This window comes from Arthrobacter sp. NyZ413 (assembly GCF_049390645.1).
In the GTDB taxonomy this organism is placed as follows: Bacteria; Actinomycetota; Actinomycetes; order Actinomycetales; family Micrococcaceae; genus Arthrobacter.
In genome coordinates this window covers 3,399,742-3,416,733 of the sequence record NZ_CP155434.1, presented here as the reverse complement: position 1 = coordinate 3,416,733, position 16,992 = coordinate 3,399,742, and the positions used below count along the sequence as shown (strand labels likewise).

The 16,992-nt window shown below is 65.4% G+C and carries 15 protein-coding genes; 8 read left to right on the top strand and 7 right to left on the bottom strand.

Annotation, left to right across the window (positions count from 1 at the left end; genetic code table 11):
- The first annotated feature begins 68 nt into the window (after positions 1-68).
- The gene (locus tag ABCW42_RS15960; protein WP_423182109.1) at positions 69-725 is read left to right on the top strand and encodes an NAD(P)-binding oxidoreductase; all 657 of its coding nucleotides are present in this window, start codon (positions 69-71) and stop codon (positions 723-725) included.
- Between the two features lie 128 nt (positions 726-853).
- Entirely contained in the window at positions 854-2,425 is a 1,572-nt protein-coding gene (locus ABCW42_RS15955) for a Na+/H+ antiporter (RefSeq protein ID WP_423182108.1), read from the top strand.
- A 45-nt stretch (positions 2,426-2,470) separates the two neighbouring features.
- On the opposite strand, the gene ABCW42_RS15950 is transcribed toward ABCW42_RS15955, so the two are convergent.
- Positions 2,471-3,676 carry an ROK family transcriptional regulator gene (locus ABCW42_RS15950; RefSeq protein WP_423182107.1) on the bottom strand — a complete coding sequence of 402 codons (1,206 nt, stop codon included), beginning with the start codon at positions 3,674-3,676 and terminating at the stop codon, positions 2,471-2,473.
- Between the two features lie 125 nt (positions 3,677-3,801).
- Between ABCW42_RS15950 and ABCW42_RS15945 the strand changes: the two genes are divergently transcribed.
- Together ABCW42_RS15945 and ABCW42_RS15940 are read left to right on the top strand one after the other, a co-directional pair.
- Positions 3,802-5,505: a glycoside hydrolase family 13 protein gene (locus ABCW42_RS15945; RefSeq protein WP_423182106.1), complete on the top strand. Its 1,704-nt coding sequence runs from the start codon at positions 3,802-3,804 to the stop codon at positions 5,503-5,505.
- A 39-nt stretch (positions 5,506-5,544) separates the two neighbouring features.
- Positions 5,545-6,492: an aldo/keto reductase gene (locus ABCW42_RS15940; protein WP_423182105.1), complete on the top strand. Its 948-nt coding sequence runs from the start codon at positions 5,545-5,547 to the stop codon at positions 6,490-6,492.
- A 93-nt stretch (positions 6,493-6,585) separates the two neighbouring features.
- Here ABCW42_RS15940 and ABCW42_RS15935 read toward each other — a convergent pair whose 3' ends face one another.
- From ABCW42_RS15935 to ABCW42_RS15910, 6 genes are all read right to left on the bottom strand, one after another.
- Positions 6,586-7,506: a TauD/TfdA dioxygenase family protein gene (locus ABCW42_RS15935; RefSeq protein WP_423182104.1), complete on the bottom strand. Its 921-nt coding sequence runs from the start codon at positions 7,504-7,506 to the stop codon at positions 6,586-6,588.
- Between the two features lie 39 nt (positions 7,507-7,545).
- On the bottom strand, positions 7,546-8,457 hold the full coding sequence (locus ABCW42_RS15930; RefSeq protein WP_423182103.1) for an ABC transporter permease: 912 nt from the start codon (positions 8,455-8,457) through the stop codon (positions 7,546-7,548).
- Positions 8,457-9,380: an ABC transporter ATP-binding protein gene (locus tag ABCW42_RS15925; RefSeq protein WP_423182102.1), complete on the bottom strand. Its 924-nt coding sequence runs from the start codon at positions 9,378-9,380 to the stop codon at positions 8,457-8,459. The genes ABCW42_RS15930 and ABCW42_RS15925 overlap by 1 nt, the downstream gene beginning before the upstream one ends.
- A complete protein-coding gene (locus ABCW42_RS15920) occupies positions 9,380-10,453 on the bottom strand; it encodes an ABC transporter substrate-binding protein (protein WP_423182101.1) in 1,074 nt (357 codons plus the stop codon). The genes ABCW42_RS15925 and ABCW42_RS15920 overlap by 1 nt, the downstream gene beginning before the upstream one ends.
- A gap of 287 nt (positions 10,454-10,740) precedes the next feature.
- Positions 10,741-11,736 carry a Gfo/Idh/MocA family oxidoreductase gene (locus ABCW42_RS15915; RefSeq protein ID WP_423182100.1) on the bottom strand — a complete coding sequence of 332 codons (996 nt, stop codon included), beginning with the start codon at positions 11,734-11,736 and terminating at the stop codon, positions 10,741-10,743.
- A 2-nt stretch (positions 11,737-11,738) separates the two neighbouring features.
- The gene (locus ABCW42_RS15910) at positions 11,739-12,920 is read right to left on the bottom strand and encodes a Gfo/Idh/MocA family protein (protein ID WP_423182099.1); all 1,182 of its coding nucleotides are present in this window, start codon (positions 12,918-12,920) and stop codon (positions 11,739-11,741) included.
- Positions 12,921-13,089: 169 nt separating this feature from the next.
- On the opposite strand from ABCW42_RS15910, the gene ABCW42_RS15905 reads away from it, so the two are divergent.
- From ABCW42_RS15905 to ABCW42_RS15890, 4 genes are all read left to right on the top strand, one after another.
- Positions 13,090-14,127, top strand: coding sequence for a LacI family DNA-binding transcriptional regulator (locus tag ABCW42_RS15905; protein ID WP_423182098.1), 1,038 nt, complete (start codon positions 13,090-13,092; stop codon positions 14,125-14,127).
- Positions 14,128-14,236: 109 nt separating this feature from the next.
- Entirely contained in the window at positions 14,237-15,100 is an 864-nt protein-coding gene (locus ABCW42_RS15900; RefSeq protein ID WP_423182097.1) for an HpcH/HpaI aldolase/citrate lyase family protein, read from the top strand.
- 88 nt (positions 15,101-15,188) lie between these two features.
- Complete coding sequence (locus ABCW42_RS15895) at positions 15,189-15,413, top strand: DUF3188 domain-containing protein (RefSeq protein WP_423182096.1); 225 nt, start codon at positions 15,189-15,191, stop codon at positions 15,411-15,413.
- Positions 15,414-15,424: 11 nt separating this feature from the next.
- Entirely contained in the window at positions 15,425-16,933 is a 1,509-nt protein-coding gene (locus ABCW42_RS15890) for an FAD-dependent monooxygenase (RefSeq protein ID WP_423182095.1), read from the top strand.
- Positions 16,934-16,992: the final 59 nt, after the last annotated feature.

The following is a 16,992-nucleotide window of genomic DNA, read 5'->3' as shown; positions in this document are numbered from 1 at the left end:
CCCGGTTTTGGGAACCAATTAACCAAGGTCCACGGGGCAAGGCTTGACCGCTGCGACAGAATGGGTCCATGAGTCGAATCGCAATCATTGGTGGCCATGGCAAAGTGGCGCTCCTGCTCGCCCGTATCCTCAGTAACGAGGGCCACGCCGTCACGTCTTTCATCCGCAATCCCGGTCACGCCGCGGACGTTTCCGAGGCCGGGGCGGCGGCAGTTGTTCTCGACGTTGAGAAGACGACGACGGCGGACATCGCCGAAGCGCTCAAGGGCCACGACGCGGTGGTGTGGTCGGCGGGAGCCGGCGGGGGTAATCCGGAGCGCACGTACGCCGTGGACCGGGACACCGCCATCCGCTCGATGGATGCCGCAGCGCAGCAGGGCATTTCCCGATACGTGATGGTGTCCTACCTGGGCGCCGGTGCCGGCCATGGCGTGCCGAAGGAGGACAGCTTCTTCGCCTACGCCGAGGCGAAGGCCGCGGCAGACGAATATCTTCGATCAACGCAGCTCGACTGGACAATCCTTGGGCCGGGCGCGCTGACCAGCGATCCCGGTTCAGGGCTCATCGAGGTGGACCCGGCCGATCCTGCAAACGGGCGGCAAACATCCCGCGCCAACGTGGCCTTGGTAGCCGCCGCCGTGCTGGAACTCCCGGAAACGGTCCGCCGCACCATCGAATTCCGCGACGGCACGGTACCAGTTATCGAGGCCGTGACCGCGTCCTAGCCAATGAAGTCCTAGACAATGAAGTCACAGCCAAAGAAAAGGGCGCGTTGCCGGGATAAGTTGGTACGGTCGCCCCTTCGGATTTTTTGCGGGGTGCTGCCGCTACAAAGTTTGGGGAAACCACGAATATGGACCAATTGGCACTGATTGTTGGACTGCTGCTCGCGACGGTGCTGGCCGTTGGCCTGGGGGATCGCCTTCGGCTTCCGTATCCGGTGTTGATGCTCCTCCTGGGCGTCGCGATGACGTTCATTCCGGGCTTCCCCGACTTTGAGCTGGCGCCGGAATTGATCCTGCCCATTTTCCTTCCGCCCCTGCTTTTCGCGACCGCACAGAAGAGCTCCTGGGCGGTTTTCCGGGTCCGCTGGCGGACGCTGCTGCTGATGGCAGTGGCGCTCGTGGTGGTCTCGACGGCGGTGGTCGCCGGGGCTGCGTGGCTCATGATTCCCAGCATCGGCATTCCGGCGGCCATAGCCCTTGGCGCCATGGTTTCACCACCCGATCCCGTCGCCGTGGAATCAGTGGCTGGCAGGGTTCACATGCCGCGCAGGCTGATCACCGTGCTGCAGAGCGAAGGCTTGTTCAATGACGCCGCCGCCATCGTGATCTTCCAAGCTGCCGTCGGGGCGAGCGTTTCGAGCACGAAAGTGGGTGCCGACGTCGTAGCCCTTTTCGTGGAAGGTGCCGCCCTGGCGGTCATCGTGGGCATCGCGATGGGCTGGCTCACGCGGCTCATCACCATGCTGGTCACGTCGATGGTGGCGCGCAGCGCGGTGACGTTGGTGGTTCCCTTCGCCGCCTATATCCTCGCCGAGGAGCTCCACGCCTCGGGGGTGATCGCCGTCGTCGTCACTGCCCTTGAAACGCAGCGGCACGCGCGGCCCCAGGACGCTGCCGAGCGGGTCACCCGCACCGCCTTCTGGGACGTTGTGGAACTGCTCGCGACTGGCCTGGCATTTGGCCTGGTGGGTTTGGAAATCCACCATGTGATCGAAACCGAAGGCGAGGCCATCTTCGGGATGGTCGGCGTCGCGGCGGTGGTGTGCGTGCTGGTATTCGTCGTCCGCTTCGCCTGGTTGGGGTTGCTGGCGATCGGTGCGCGGAAACGGAAGAACCTGTTGCAGCCTACGTCCGCCAAGGAGGTCCTGATCCTCACGTGGTGTGGCATGCGCGGACTCGCTACCTTGGCCCTGGCGCTCGCCCTTCCGCTCACGATCGCCGACGGAAGCGAGTTCCCCGCCCGGCACGAGATCCTGGTGATCGCGTGCGCTGTGCTCCTGGCCACCTTGGTCCTGCCCGGACTGACCCTTCCGTGGCTGATGCGCATCCTCAAGGCGTCAGAAGACGGCTCCCACGAAAAGTATGCGGCGCGGCTGCTCGCGAAGCGGGCCCAGACCGCGGCCATTTCAGCCCTCAAGGAGCATGAACTGATCAAGGAGCTTCCCGCGGACAAAGTGGCCCTGGTCAAGGAAAAGATGAGCCACCTCCATGCCGAACTGCTGGATGGAACGTTGAAGGGCGGCTCGGGGGCGGAAAACAGCAAGCGAGGCAGGGAATTGGCCATCGCGGTGCAGACCATTGCGCTTGATGCCGCCCGCCAGGAAGTCGTCACCGCCCGGGGCGAACCCGGCATGGATCCCGAGGTGGCAGACCGCGTCCTCCGCCAACTCGATCTCCGAACCATGGCCATGCCGGACTAGCCGCCTGGCAGCCGGCCCGGCGGACCGCTCCACGCAACTCCCCGCCTACCCCCGCCGCAATTGAAGGTCCAGCGAGTGCTTCTCCACGTAGTCGAGAGCATGCCGGACTGCCCCGATGCCGACGATCGCATCGCCAAGGGGTGATGCCGCCAGCCGCGGGGGAGTTGCTGTGTAGGTGGCCAGCTTCCGGGTGGCTGGTTCCAGGAGGACCGACGCCGACTCCGCCACGGCTCCGCCGATCACCACGAGCTCCGGGTTGAGCATGATCGCGAGCGTCGAAACCACCCGGGCCAGGCGGTCCGAGAGCCGGTCGAGGATGTCGAGGGCCACCGCATCCCCGTCGGCGGCCGCCTTGAAGACGTGTTGCGCGGTGACTTCGTTGCCGGCCGGAACGGCGGCGCGCAGCGCGGTCTTCGCGCCCTCGGCGAGCGCTTCCTCTGCCCAGAGCCTGGCTAATGCGGCGAGGCCTTCGGGGGAGCCGACGCCCTCCACCATGTCCAAGTAGGCCATTTCCCCGGCGGCTCCGTGGCTGCCGTGGAGGAGCCTGCCGGCCTCGACCAAGCCGGCACCGAAGCGCTCGCCGGCGAGGAGTACAGCCAAATCCTGGACGCCGTTGCCGGCCCCTTTCCAGCATTCGCCCAGTGCCGCGAGGTTGGCGTCGTTCTCCAGCAGGACGGCCCAACCGTGCAGCTCGTGCAGCGCGGTCTTCAGTCCGACGTCGAACAGGCGCCAGAAGGGCTGGCTGGCAAGGATGTTTCCCGCCCGGTCCACCGGGGCGGCCAGGCCGACGCTCACGGCGAGGACTTTGTCCGGCGCCACTCCGGCCGCCTCGAGGGCGAGGAGGGCGGTTTCGCTGATGACCCTGATTCTTTCCGGGGCCTGGATTGCCCTGGCCCGGAAGGGTTTGCTGGCGCGCCCGGTGGTCTTCCCCCGGAGGTCGGCGACGACGACAGTGGTCTTGAGGACGCCGACGTCGATGCCCAGGACGCAGCCGACGCTCTCGTCGAGTTCGAACCGCCGCGCTGGCCGGCCTTTTTGGTAGGTGCCGAAGTCGCGCTGGTTTTCCAGTTCGCGGATCCAGCCCCGGGCCATGAGGTCTTCGCATACGGCGATGGTGGTTGCCCTGGTCAGTCCGGTGGCGTCCATGAGTTCCGTGACGGTCACCGCGTTGGATGAGCGGATGGTTTCGAGCACGGTGGCGGCGTTGACTCTCCGCAGCATTTGGGGTGTGGCGGTGATGGTTTCCGGCATCCCTTGACCTCCTGTCCGGTTCCGTCACATAATACTTCAAGCAGTAAATTTAGAGTCTAAATAAAACTCGAGAACCACTGATGCGCCTACACAGCAGTCACAGACGACACAGAATAGGAAATCCTTTGTCCCCCACCGCCACTCAGGCAACTTCCCTCGACTCCCAGCGATCCGAGCGCATGGCCGACCCGAACTGGTGGCGCCAAGCGGCCGTATACCAGATCTACCCGCGCAGTTTTTCCGATGCGAACGGCGATGGCCTGGGCGACATCAAAGGCATCACGGCGAAGGTCCCGTACCTCAAGTCCCTCGGCATTGACGCAGTGTGGCTGAGCCCGTTCTACCCCTCGGCCCTGGCCGACGGTGGCTACGACGTCGACGACTACCGCAACGTGGACCCGAAGCTTGGCACCCTTGCGGACTTCGACGAGATGGCTGCCGCGCTCCACGCCGCGGGTATCAAGCTCATCGCAGACATCGTTCCGAACCACTCCTCGAACCAGCACGAATGGTTCAAGGAAGCACTGGCTTCCCCGAAGGGCTCGGCTGCCCGTGAGCGTTACATCTTCCGCGACGGCCTGGGCAAGAATGGCGAACTGCCGCCCGCTGACTGGGACTCCGTGTTCGGCGGCCCGGCCTGGGAACGCATCACCGAACCGGACGGCACGCCCGGGCAGTGGTACATGCACATCTTCACCAAGGAGCAGCCCGACTTCAACTGGGACAACCCCGAGGTCCGCGAGGACTTCCTGAAGACCCTCCGTTTCTGGTCCGACCGCGGCGTTGACGGCTTCCGCATCGACGTCGCCCACGCGCTGACGAAGCACTTGCCGGAGGTCCTGCCCTCGAAGGCCGAGCTGCCCAAGGAAGGCGAGAACTCCCTGGGCGCGCACCCGTTCTGGGACCGCGACGAAGTGCACGAGGTCTACGCCGAGTGGCGCAAGGTCTTCAACGAGTACAACCCGCCGCGCACCGCCGTCGCCGAAGCGTGGGTGCACGCGGACCGGCGCGCCCGCTACGCGAGCCCGGAAGGCCTCGGCCAGGCGTTCAACTTCGACCTCCTCAAGGCCGATTTCGACGCCGGGCAGTTCCGCACCATCATCACGAAGAACCTGGCGGAGGCTGCGGCTTCCGGCGCTTCGTCCACGTGGGTCTTCTCCAATCACGACGTCGTCCGCCACGCCACCCGCTACGGGCTGCCGCAGGGCGTCGGCGTGGATGGTCACGGCCAGGACGGCAAGGCGTGGCTGCTCGACGGCGGCTTGGCCTCCGACGTCGACGCCGAACTCGGCTTGCGCCGCGCCCGCGCCGCTTCGTTGCTGATGTTCGCCCTCCCGGGCTCGGCCTACCTGTACCAGGGCGAAGAGCTTGGGTTGCAGGAAGTCGGCGACATTGTGGACAGCGAGCGCCAGGATCCGGCGTTCTTCCGTAACCCGGGTGTGGACATCGGACGTGACGGCTGCCGCGTGCCGCTTCCCTGGACGAGCGAAGGCTCCTCCTTCGGCTTCGGCGAGGGACATGCTCATTTGCCGCAGCCGGAATGGTTCGCCGGGTACTCCGTTGAGGCGGAGGAGAACGTTCCGGGTTCCACGCTGGAGCTGTACCGCAAGGCCTTGAGGCTGCGTAGTGAATTGCAGGCGTCCGAGGAACTTGCATGGATCCCGTCCAACAACGACTCGGTCCTGCATTTCGCACGGCCCAACGGCTGGCAGTCGGTGACCAACTTCGGCAGCGAGCCCGTGGAACTTCCGGCCGGTACCGTCGTCGTGAGCAGCGCACCGCTCGACGGCGGCAAGCTCCCGGGGAACACCACGGCCTGGATCGTCTAGTCCGGTAATGCAACGCTGTGCGTTGTGAAAGAGTTGGAAATGACTGCAAAGAGGCTGATTTACGGCTGCATGGGCTTGGGCGGCCCTTGGGACAGCCCGGAGTACGGCAACGAAGAGATAGACCAGGCTGCGGCAGCGATCGAAGCCGCCATGGGCATTGGGATCACCTTGTTCGACCACGCAGACATCTACCGCGGCGGAAAGTCGGAGGCCGTGTTCGGCGAGGTCCTGTCCCGGACACCGGGCCTGCGCGAAAAGATCCAACTGCAGACAAAATGCGGCATCCGCCTCGCCGAAGCCGGAAGGGACGGCTACTACGACCTCAGCAAGGACGCCATCCTGGAGCGGGTCAACGGAAGCCTCGAACGGCTCCGTACGGACTACGTGGACGTCCTCCTGCTTCACCGGCCGGATCCGCTCATGGAGCCCGCGGAGGTGGCGGCCGCCGTCGGGCAGCTCATCGCGGAAGGCAAGGTGCGGCAACTGGGTGTCTCCAACATGTCCGGCGCCCAGATCGCCTTCCTGCAGGAGCGCCTGGAGGTGCCGATTGTCGCCAATCAACTGGAGATGAGCCTGCACCGGCGCGCTTGGCTCGAGAGCACAGTGCTCGTGAACCACGACGACGCCCTTGGCTACAGTTTCCCGCACGGCACCGTGGAACATTGCGTGAGCCGCGGGATTGAGCTGCAGGCCTATGGTTCGCTCGCGCAGGGCCGGTATACGGGCTCGACGGCGGAGGGCGCCACTGCTGCCGACGCGGCCACCGCCGGGCTGCTGGCAGAGCTCGCCCGCGAAAAGGGAACCACGCCCGAAGCTGTCTTGCTGGGCTGGCTCATGAAGCATCCGGCCGGGATTTCCCCGGTGGTGGGCAGCTCCAACCCGGCCAGGATCGCGGCGTGCGGGGACGCGGCTGCCGTGGCCAAAGCGATGACCCGCACCGAGTGGTATGCCCTGTGGGTGGTGGCGCGGGGGAGCAGGCTCCCCTAGAACGGAACGCCAAAAAGCCCGGGCCGCCCCGCACTACGCGGGTCAGCCCGGGCTTTTCCGGCTCTTATGGCTGCAACAACAACACACAGTCTGCTACAGGGGTGCGACAACCGAATACGCGGACGAGTCACCCTGGATGGACTGGCTCGGCTTGCCGTCCACGCCCACGGGAATGTCGCCGGCGATGGTCACGCGGTTGAGCTTGCGCTGCTGGCCGTCGTAGTTGTCCGGAGCGTAGTGCTGGGTGATCCGGTTGTCGAAGAGGACCAGCTGGTTTGGCTCCCAGTTCACCCGCACAACGTTCTCGGGCCGGGTCACGTAGGCCTGAAGCAAGCGGATGATGTCCTTCGACTCAGTGTTGGACAGGCCCACGATCCGGAGGCGCTGCGCGAATCCCCCAATAAACAATCCACGCTCGCCGGTCAGGGGATGGACCCGCACCACGGGGTGCGCGGTTTCGAACTTGAGGCGGGTGAACTCCTTGCGCCGCTCCTCCGCGTTTTCGTGCTCAAGGTTCTTCGGTACTGAGTAGTCGTAATCGTTGGTGTGGATGGCCCACAGGGTGTCCGCGAAGTTGCGCAGTTCGTCCGGCAGGTCCTGGTACGCCCCGGCCGAGCTCGCGATCAAGGTTTCGCCGCCATACGCGGGGAGGTCGATGCTGCGCAGGGTGGACGCCTGGGGCGGGTTCACCACGAACGTGACATCGGTGTGCCAATTGTTGGCCGAGCCGTTTTCGCTGTCCACCGGAAGGACGTTCGCTTCGCCTTCCACGGATGCCACGGTGGGATGCGCGGTGGTGAGCGGTCCAAAGTGGCTGGCGAACTTCACTTGCGCCTCGTCGCTCAGGATGTTGGCCTCACGGAATACCAAAGCTTTGTGCTCGTTGAGGGCCGCCCTGATCTGCGCGACGGTTTCGGCGGAGAGGTCGCCGCTGAGGTCGAGGCCCCGGATTTCGGCGCCGATGCGGGAACCTAGCTTGGCGAATTCGAGTTTGGTTTCGGTAGCGATTGACATGGTTTCTTCCTTACTTTGTGGGTTTTGGTGGTGCGGGTATCAGGCGGAAGCGGCCCCGACGGCGGTCCGCCACCGGGAGAAGTGCCGTTCCAAGGCGACGAGCAGGAAGTTCACGGCAAGGCCCAGCAAGGACACCGTGAGGATTCCCGCGTACATGTCCGGGATGAGGAAGCTGCTCTGGGCGTTCACGATCAAATAGCCGAGACCGGCCTTGGCGCCCACCATTTCCGCGGCAATGAGCACAAGGATGGACGCGGTCCCCGCCATGCGGATGCCCGTGAAGATCGTGGGAACGGCCGAGGGCAGGATGACCTTCTGGAAGAGCCGGAAGCTGTTCAGTCCAAGCGACTTCGCGGCCCGGATGAGCAAGGGATCCACCGTCTTCACTCCGGCGATCGTGTTGAGCAGGACGGGGAAGAACGCTGCGTAAGCCACAATGCTGATCTTGGATTCTTCGCCGATGCCCAGGAGCAGCGTGAAGACCGGGAGCAGGGCGAGCGCGGCGGTGTTGCGGAACAGTTCCAGCAGCGGATTGAGGACGGCGTTAAGCCGCGGGTACCAGGCAATCAGCAAGCCGAGGGAAATGCCTGCAACGAGGGCTGCACCGAATCCGGTTACGGAGCGCGTGAGGCTCGCTGCCAAGTGTCCTTGGATGGTTCCGGATTCATAGAGCTTGCCCCACGCGCCGAGGACGTCGTGCAGCGGCGGCAGGAAGACCCTCGTGGACGAGTCCGCGAGGTACGTCGGACCGAGCTCCCACAGGGCCAGGAACGCCAGGATCCCGGCTGCCTTCCAAGCGCCCGAACCGAGGCGGGAGGCGACGGCACGCAGGAAGGTGGCGGCCGCCGTCGTACGCTTGCTTGCCGCCTTGGACAGACTGTGGCTCCCGACGGCGGGAGGCTGGCCCTGCGCGGTGGCCGCGGCGGGTTGGCGGGTGAGTGTGGTGCTCATCAGGCTGCACTCCTTTCAAGGTTTGACGGGTTGCTTCTCGGTGCTTCGTCGGGAGCGGTTCCGTCGGGCAGGATCTTTCGGTGGCCGGCGTCCTGGGCCACGCGGACCTCGTCGTGGAGCAATGTCCAGACCTTGTGGCGTTGCTCGACGAAGGCGGGATGCGAGCGGACGTCCTCGTCGCCGTCGCGGTCTGGAATGTCCACGTCCACGATTTCCTTGAGCCGGCCCGGGCGGGCACTCAGGACGGCGACCCGCTGTCCCAGGTACACGGCCTCGTCGATCCCGTGGGTGATGAACACGATCGTCTTGCCGGTCGCCCGCCAAATGCGCAGGAGTTCGTCCTGGAGCTGTTCGCGGGTCTGCGCGTCCAAAGCGGCGAAAGGCTCATCCATGAGCAACACGTCGGGCTCGTAAGCGAGGCTCCGCGCGATGGCCACGCGCTGCTTCATGCCGCCCGAGAGCTCGTGCGGGAAGCGGTCCTCGAAGCCGGCCAGACCCACCAACGCGAGGTATTCGCTGGCCTTGGCGGCGCGCTCGCGGCGAGTAAGCTTGCGGCCATCCGGGCCTTTGCCTTCGAGTCCGATCGAGACGTTGGCGGAGGCAGTGCGCCACGGGAACAGCGCGTACTGCTGGAAAACCACGGCGCGGTCCTTCCCGGGTCCCGTCACCGGCCGGCCGTCCACCAATACCTCGCCGGAGGTGGGCGTGGACAGACCGGCCAGGAGGTCCAGCAAGGTGGTCTTGCCGGAACCGCTTGGCCCCACCAGGGTGAGGAACTCGCCGTCGCGCACATCCAGGCTCAGTGCGTCGAGCGCGGTCAGGATGGTTGCTTCTTTCGCGCCGCCTTTGAGGCCTTTGGGTCCCTTTCCGGCGCGGACGGTGAATTTCTTGCTGACGTTTTGGAGGCTGATTTTGGCGGTCATCACGATCCCTTGCTCGCGGTGCTGGGGGTGGAGTTGCTGGAAGCGCCGTTCGCGAAGTCGTTGAACTTGTTCGTGTAGTACTTCGACGGCGTGAGATCGCCCTTGACGATTCCTGCGGTCTTGAGCCAGGTCGCCCAGCGGCTGAAGTCCTCGTCCTTGATCACGCCGTTGTCCGGCACGCCCGGGCTCTTCCAGTACTGCAGGTTTGCGGTGCTTTCGTTGCGTCCGCGGGCGTCGATGATCTTCTTGAACCGGGCGATCACTTCGTCACGGGGCGTTTCGGTTTCCCATTTGATCGCCTTCGCCACAGCCGTGGTGAAAATCCTGGCGGTGGTCGGATTCTTGGCGATGAAGTCGTTGCGGAGCACGATCTGCCCGCCGGCGAAGGTGCCGAACAGCTCATAGTCGTTGAAGAGCGAACGGAGGCCGCCCGCGGCGATCGCGTGGTCCTGCAGGACCCCTCCGAGGGACGCGACGTCCACTTGGCCGCGGCGCAGCGCTTCTTCGGTGTCGTTGGGCGGAACAACCACCAGTTGGACCTGCTTGATCTCGTCCTGGCTGAGGCCGTTCTTCGTCAGGTAGGTGTTGATGACCGCTTCGGAGTGGGCGCCGAGGGTATTGACTGCGATCTTCTTGCCGATGAGGTCACGCGGTGCCTTGATGGGGCTGTCGGCCTTGACGTAGAAGCCGTTGAAGGTCTTCTGGTCCTCGCCGTAGTAATTCACGACGGCGGTGACGGGAGCGCCGGCTTCCTCCAGCTTCACCACGGCTCCGGCGAACGCTCCGCCGAAGTCGGTCTGGTTGGTGGCTGCCGACTGGATGTCCTGGGGGCCGCTGATGGTGTTGCCCACCCAGTCAAGCTTGATGTCGCCCAGGTAGCCGAGGTCTTGGGCGAGCTCGGCGAGGCCCACGTTGTTGGCCGAGCCCTGGTAGCGGAGTACCTTGACTTCCGGCTGGCCGTTCGCCGTGCTGCCGGGCTGGTCTCCTGCCTGGGCCGAGCCGCCGCAACCGGTCACCGTCAGCGCAAGTACGACGGCGGCCGCGACGCTTAGCAGGGGCAGTTGCAGTTTCATGGGGAGCTACTTTCTGGGGAATGGATTTCGTTGGTCCGAACCCGGCTGGAAAGCCGGTGGGAACGATGTAATCGCATCTCCGGAAGGGATGGAAAGCCCGGCGGTAACGCTCGGAAACGGCGGGAAACCGGGGGAAACCGGGCGCAATTCCGGGAAATTCAAAGACACCGGGGGACACAATGTCCCCCGGTGTCTTCCTATTGAGTTTCGTGAACCGAGCGGGCCTTTAACGCTGGTTTTGGACTCCTTTTCTCACGCGCCCCTTGCGGTTTGGCAGCACGGCTGGGTTAATACCCGATCGGTTCCGACCGTCCGCTGGCCAAGGACCGCGTGGCCGCTTCGGCGATGGCCTGCGCCTTGAGTCCGTCTTCCAGCGAAGGCGTGATCGGGGTGCCTTTCTCGAGCGCGTCCACGAAAGCGGCCAGTGCTGCCGCATACGTGGGTTTGACCCGCTCGAACCAGCCGGGGTGGAGGCCGTCGTCGGTCACGGTGCCGGCACCGTACCGCGACACATTGCCGTTGCGGTGCCGCCGCGCTTCCGCCATGCCCTTGGAACCAAGGACCTCGATGCGCTCGTCGTAGCCGTAGCCCGTGCGGCGGGTGCAGTCGATCTGGACCAGCGCGCCGCCGGGCAAGCGAAGGCTGACCACGGACGTGTCGACGTCGCCGTAGTCGGCCAGCCGCGGCTCGGCCATCGTGGATCCCGTGGCAAAGACCTCCACCGGATCCATGCCGGCAATCCAACGCGCAAGGTCGAAGAAGTGCACCGCCTGGTCGCGCATCTGTCCGCCCGAAACGGCAATGTACTCCAAGGGAGGCATCGCCGGTCCGCGGCTCGAAAGCTGGATGAGTTCCACGCTGCCGATTTCGCCCGAATCCACGATCCGTTTCAGTTCGGCGTAGTCCCGGTCGAAGCGGCGGTTGAAATCCACCATGGCCCGCGTCGAGCGCTGTGCGGCGTATTCGGCGGTTTCGTTCGCGTGGGCAAGATCGAGGTCGATCGGCTTCTCGCACAACACCGCGATCCCCGCATCCGCCGCCCGCCGCACATGTTCCGCGTGGGTGTCCGTCGAGGAGGCCACGAACACGGCGTCCACCGTCCCGGCGTCGAACACCTCATCCAAGCTGTGCGCGACGGCGGCACCGAACGATCCGGCGACCGTCGCCGCCCGCTGCGGGTCGACGTCGTACACGAGCGCGAAGTCCACGTCCGGATTCGCGGCGAGGTTGGCGGCGTGCACGGTTCCGATGAATCCGGCGCCGATCAGGGCGAAGCGTTGCATGGTCAGACCTCCTGGCTGATGGCGCCGGACGGGACGGTCCAGGCTCCGTTGTTGGCGTGTGATGCGGCAACGGCTTCGACGAACTGCACGCCAAGGAGCCCATCGATGCCGGTGGGGAAGGACAATTCCCGGATGGTGCTGGCTTTGCCGTCACGGCGCGCTGCGAGTTCGTCCGCGAGGTCGAGGTAGAAATTCGCGAAAGCTTCGAGGAAACCTTCGGGGTGGCCAAGTCCCACCCGGGTGAGCCGTGTGGCGTCGTCGGAGAGCGTGCTGAGGCCGTGTGTGAGGATGATGGTGGCGCCGTCGAGATCCTGCACTGACAAGTGGTGCGGGTCCTCGTGTTGCCATTCGAGGCTCCCGGCATCGCCGAAGATCCGGATGCGCAGGCCGTGGTTATGCCCTGTGGCTGCCATGCTGGCCCAGATCCGGCCGGGCACGCCGCCGTCGAACCGCAAAGACACTGTCGCGTTGTCGAAGACCTGGCGGCCAGGAACGAACGTGTGGAGCTGGCCGGCGAGCTCCTCCGCCTCCAGGCCCGTGATGTAGCGGGCCAGGTGGTAGGCGTGCGTGCCGAGGTCGGCCACAACGCTGGGGAAACCGGCGATGTCCGGATTCGTGCGCCAGGAGGCCTGCTTGTGCCCGGTGAGTTCCAAGGGCGTGGCGGCCCAGCCTGAGGCGTGCTCGACGTCCACGAAGGTGATGCGCCCCAGCGCCCCGTCGCGGACCATGCGGGCGGCCTCGCGAACCATCGGGTAGGCGGAGTAGCAATGCGGGACGGCGAGGATCGTGTTGTGTTCGGCCGCGATCCGCACGAGTTCGGCGGCGCTCGCCGAGTCACCCGTGAGGGGCTTCTCGCACACCACAGCGATGCCGTTTTCAAGGAAGGCCTTTGCAATGGGGAAGTGGCTGTCGTTCGGCGTGGCAACCACTACGACGTCGATTCCGTCCGGGCGGTTGGCCTCGGCCTCCGCCATCTCCGCGTAGCCGGCGTAGCTCCGCCCGGGAGCAATCCCGAGGCTCCCTGCTATCCGTGCCGACTGTTCGGCGTCGCGGCCGAATACTCCTGCTTCCAGGGAGTACCGGGCATCCAGGCGCATGCCGAAGCGGTGGGTTTTCCCGATGTCCGCGCCCTGTCCACCTCCTACCATTCCGGCGCGAAGGCGCGGTCCTTCTAGCTCGATCACGGTGCTCCTTTGTTGTGTGCGGCTGTGCTCCCCGGCCATGGCTTTACCGCTGTTACTTGCGGCAAGGCGTGGCACGCGAGGTAATTTGGACAAATTTAGACCGTTCTATATTGCGCCGGCGATTCGGGGAGCGCAAGCCCTACACTTGGATTCGACCTAAGGAGACGAAATGCCCGAGCCCGACGCCGGCGCGCGATCGCCGCGGCAGCCGACCATCCGTGACGTCGCCGAGCGCGCCGGGGTGTCCAAATCGCTGGTGTCCCTCGTGCTCCGCGACGCTCCGCACGTAAGCGACGCCCGCCGGATGGTGGTGCTCGAAGCCATCGCCGAGCTCGGGTACAAGCCAAACGCCCACGCCCGCGGGTTGTCGAGAACCAAGAGCGATACCATCGGCGTCCTGCTCAATGACCTCCGCAACCCTTGGTTCGTGGACGTCCTGGAAGCCCTCACCGCCACGCTGCACGCCTCGGGCTTGTCACCGGTCCTCGCAGATAGTTACACCGACCAGCGAGTCGGGCGGCGTTCGGTGGAGGCAATGGTCCAACAAGGCATCGACGGGCTGGTCGTCGTCGGCACGACGCCCGAATTCGAAGCAATCCAAGCGGCCGCCGAAGTGATCCCGGTGGTCCTCGCGGGTACACGCGATCCGAAACTTCCCAATGTGGACATCGTGGTGAACGACGATGCCGCGGGTGCCCGCGCGGCGACACAACACCTCATCGACCTCGGACACACCCACATCGCCCACTTGAGCGGACCGGGAGAAATCGGCCAGTTGCGCCTCGCCGGTTTCCGCGAGGCCATGATCGATGCCGGACTCGATCCGGAAGAATTCGCCGAGACCGGCGGCATGAGCGAAGAAAGCGGCTACGCGGCCTCACGCCGGCTCCTGGTCCGGAGGAAGAGGCCCACCGGAATCTTCGCGTTCAACGACATCGCCGCGATCGGTGCACTTTCAGCGGCCGCGGACCAAGGCCTCCACGTGCCTTCGGATCTCTCCGTGGTGGGTTACGACAACACATACCTTTCCCGGATCCGCCACCTCTCGCTCACCTCCGTGGACAATGGCAACTTCGCTATCGGCGTCCAAGCCGGGCGGTTCCTTGCGGAGCGGCTTGAGGCGCCGGTGCAGCTCCAGCGGATCCACCTCGTCCCGGCCACCCTCGAAGTGCGGGGATCCACCGCGGCCCCGCCGGCCGGTAAGTGACCAATCGCAGGGACCGTGGGTTCCTGTCACATTTGATTTGTTCGTCGTGAAACTCACACCTGTGCCCGATTCTTCGCGTTCCCGGCGGCCGGGCGGATACGGTATATACATGACGTCTAGCACCGCCGCCGAGTCCATTCGGTCCACCCGTAACATTCCTGCCGATATCGCCCGTTCCTGGCTCCTCGTGAACGCTATGAAGACGGAGCTTTTCGACCAGTCAGCCATCTCGCGCGCGGACGCCATCATCCTCGACATCGAGGACGCCGTCGACCCCTCCCAGAAGGACACCGCCCGGGAGAACGTCATCAACTGGTTGTCCGGCGGCGGCCAGGCATGGGTCCGCATCAACGACGCCACGAGCCCGTTCTGGGCCGATGACCTTGCCGGTCTCCGCGGCACCCCCGGCCTGCTCGGCGTCATGCTGGCCAAGACCGAGTCCGCAGACCAGGTGACGGAGTCCTTCCACCGCATGGACGGCAAGATCCCCGTGATCGCCCTTGTGGAATCCGCGCTCGGCATCGAGGAAGCCAACCACATCGCCCGTGCCCAAGGCGCCTTCCGCCTCGCTTTCGGTTCCGGTGACTTCCGCCGCGACACCGGCATGGCCGCAACTCCCGAAGCCATGGCCTACCCGCGGGCCAAGCTCGTCGTCGCGAGCCGCGTCGGCAACTTGCCGGGCCCCATCGACGGCCCGACCGTCGGCACCAACCACCCGATCCTGCGTGAACAGACCGGCATCACCGTGACCATGGGCATGACCGGCAAGCTCTGCCTGGCCATCGACCAGACTACGGTCATCAACGAGGTCATCAGCCCCACGCCGTCGGACGTCGCCTGGGCAACCGACTTCATGAGCGACTTCGAAGCGAACGGCCGCGTCATCCGAGATGGTTCGGACCTCCCGCGCCTTGGCCGCGCGGAGAAGATCATGAAGCTCGCCGTCGCCTTCGGCGTGCAGCCCTCGCTGTAGTTCCTTTCGCAGCCGGTTTTCGGCGGACGCTCCTGCCCGATGTGCACGAGTGTCCGCCCAAACCAGGCTTGTGGCCTAAACTTGGCTGGTGCTGAACGAATTCTGGGCCACCGCTTCCACCACCTACAAGACGCTGGTTTTCAGCGCGATGGGGCTTATCGCCGTCGGGATTATCCTGACGATCATCGGTAACACCTCGCACAACCAGGGGCTCGCTGACGCGTCGCTCGCGGTCATCGGGCTTGGGCTGGTACTCCACGTGGTGGGCATGGTGGTTCGCGGGCAACAAATCCGCAAGGGCCTGAAAAAGTAGCGGAGGTGGCGGTGGCCGGACATGCGGTGGTGATTGCCGGGGCCGGTCCCGTTGGCCTCACGCTCGCGGGCGAACTGGCCCTGGCAGGTGTTGATGCCTTCGTTGTCGAGCGGCGTCCCAACCAGGATCTTGCCGGTTCACGGGCCGGTGGCCTGCATTCGCGCACCATCGAAGCCTTCGACCAGCGCGGAATTGCCGATCGCTTCCTTGCCGAGGGACAAACCGCCCAAGTGGCCGGCTTCGCCGGCGTCAAGCTGGACATCAGCGAATTTCCCACCCGGCACAACTACGGGCTCGGGTTGTGGCAGAAACACATTGAGCGCATCCTGGCCGAATGGACCCGTGAGTTGGGAGTCAAGGTCCATTACGGGGTGGAAGTGCTCGGCTTCAGCCAGGACAAGTCCGGAGTCGACGTCGAACTTTCCACTGGGCAGTCCGTGCGTGCGCAATACCTTGTGGGGTGCGACGGCGGTCGGAGCCTGGTGCGCAAAGCGGCGGGAATCGGGTTTCCCGGCTGGGATCCAACCACCAGCAGCCTGATCGCCGACGTCGAAATGACGGAGGATCCGGAGTTCGGCGTCCACCGCGGGCCCTTTGGCATCTATTCCTTCGGCAAGTCCGAGTACCGGATCCGCGACGGCGAAGTGGAATACGCCGACGGCGGACCCGTGGGCGTCATGGTCACCGAGGAACATGCCCACCACACGAACGAACCCACCCTGGGCGACCTCAGCAACGCACTCATAGCGGCCTGCGGGACCGACTACGGCGCCCACAATCCCACTTATATCTCGAGGTTCACGGACACCACCCGGCAAGCTGAGACGTACAGGAACGGCCGCGTCCTTCTCGCCGGCGATGCGGCGCACGTCCATGCTCCCGACGGCGGGCAGGGCCTCAACATCGGTGTACAGGACGCCATGAACCTGGGATGGAAGCTCGCCCAGGTGGTGAAGGGCAGCTCGGATGATGCCCTTTTGGACAGCTACCATGCCGAGCGCCATCCCATTGCTGCCCGCGTCCTGCGAAACACCATGGCGCAAGTAGCGCTCCGCCGCCCCGACGACCGCATCAAAGCCGTGGGCGACGTCATCGCGGAGCTCCTCGGCATGGAAGAGCCACGCAAGAAGTTCGCCGCCATGATGTCCGGACTCGATGTCCACTACGGCCCGGAGGAGGGGCATCCCTTGCTCGGCCGGCGCATGCCGGATCTTGAGGTCACCACTGCCGAAGGGCCCGTCCGGGTTTTCACCCTCCTGCACCGGGCCCGGCCCGTGCTGCTCAACCTGGGCGAGCCCCGGTTCAAGCTCGACGGCGGTGACGCCGCCGCGTGGGCGGATCGCGTGGAGCTTGTCGACGCCGAGTTCGCTGGAGCATGGGAGCTCCCGGTGATTGGGGACGTAGGCGCCCCGGATGCAGTGTTGATCCGGCCGGACGGATACGTCGCCTGGGTCGGGAACGGCACCAGCGAGGGCCTCGCCGAGGCACTGGCCACTTGGTTCGGTCCGCCCGCGCGGTAAGCCCGCCCGCAGGGTGAGTCCGCCCGCGGCGTGGGCCAACCGGGCCGTAACGCGGCAAC

Excerpts from the sequence above, each read along its gene's own strand:
- ABCW42_RS15960 (WP_423182109.1), top strand. The coding sequence starts at position 69 with ATGAGTCGAATCGCAATCATTGGTGGCCATGGCAAAGTGGCGCTCCTG.
- ABCW42_RS15955 (WP_423182108.1), top strand. The coding sequence starts at position 854 with ATGGACCAATTGGCACTGATTGTTGGACTGCTGCTCGCGACGGTGCTG.
- ABCW42_RS15950 (WP_423182107.1), bottom strand. The coding sequence starts at position 3,676 with ATGCCGGAAACCATCACCGCCACACCCCAAATGCTGCGGAGAGTCAAC.
- ABCW42_RS15940 (WP_423182105.1), top strand. The coding sequence starts at position 5,545 with ATGACTGCAAAGAGGCTGATTTACGGCTGCATGGGCTTGGGCGGCCCT.
- ABCW42_RS15935 (WP_423182104.1), bottom strand. The coding sequence starts at position 7,506 with ATGTCAATCGCTACCGAAACCAAACTCGAATTCGCCAAGCTAGGTTCC.
- ABCW42_RS15930 (WP_423182103.1), bottom strand. The coding sequence starts at position 8,457 with ATGAGCACCACACTCACCCGCCAACCCGCCGCGGCCACCGCGCAGGGC.
- ABCW42_RS15925 (WP_423182102.1), bottom strand. The coding sequence starts at position 9,380 with ATGACCGCCAAAATCAGCCTCCAAAACGTCAGCAAGAAATTCACCGTC.
- ABCW42_RS15920 (WP_423182101.1), bottom strand. The coding sequence starts at position 10,453 with ATGAAACTGCAACTGCCCCTGCTAAGCGTCGCGGCCGCCGTCGTACTT.
- ABCW42_RS15915 (WP_423182100.1), bottom strand. The coding sequence starts at position 11,736 with ATGCAACGCTTCGCCCTGATCGGCGCCGGATTCATCGGAACCGTGCAC.
- ABCW42_RS15905 (WP_423182098.1), top strand. The coding sequence starts at position 13,090 with ATGCCCGAGCCCGACGCCGGCGCGCGATCGCCGCGGCAGCCGACCATC.
- ABCW42_RS15900 (WP_423182097.1), top strand. The coding sequence starts at position 14,237 with ATGACGTCTAGCACCGCCGCCGAGTCCATTCGGTCCACCCGTAACATT.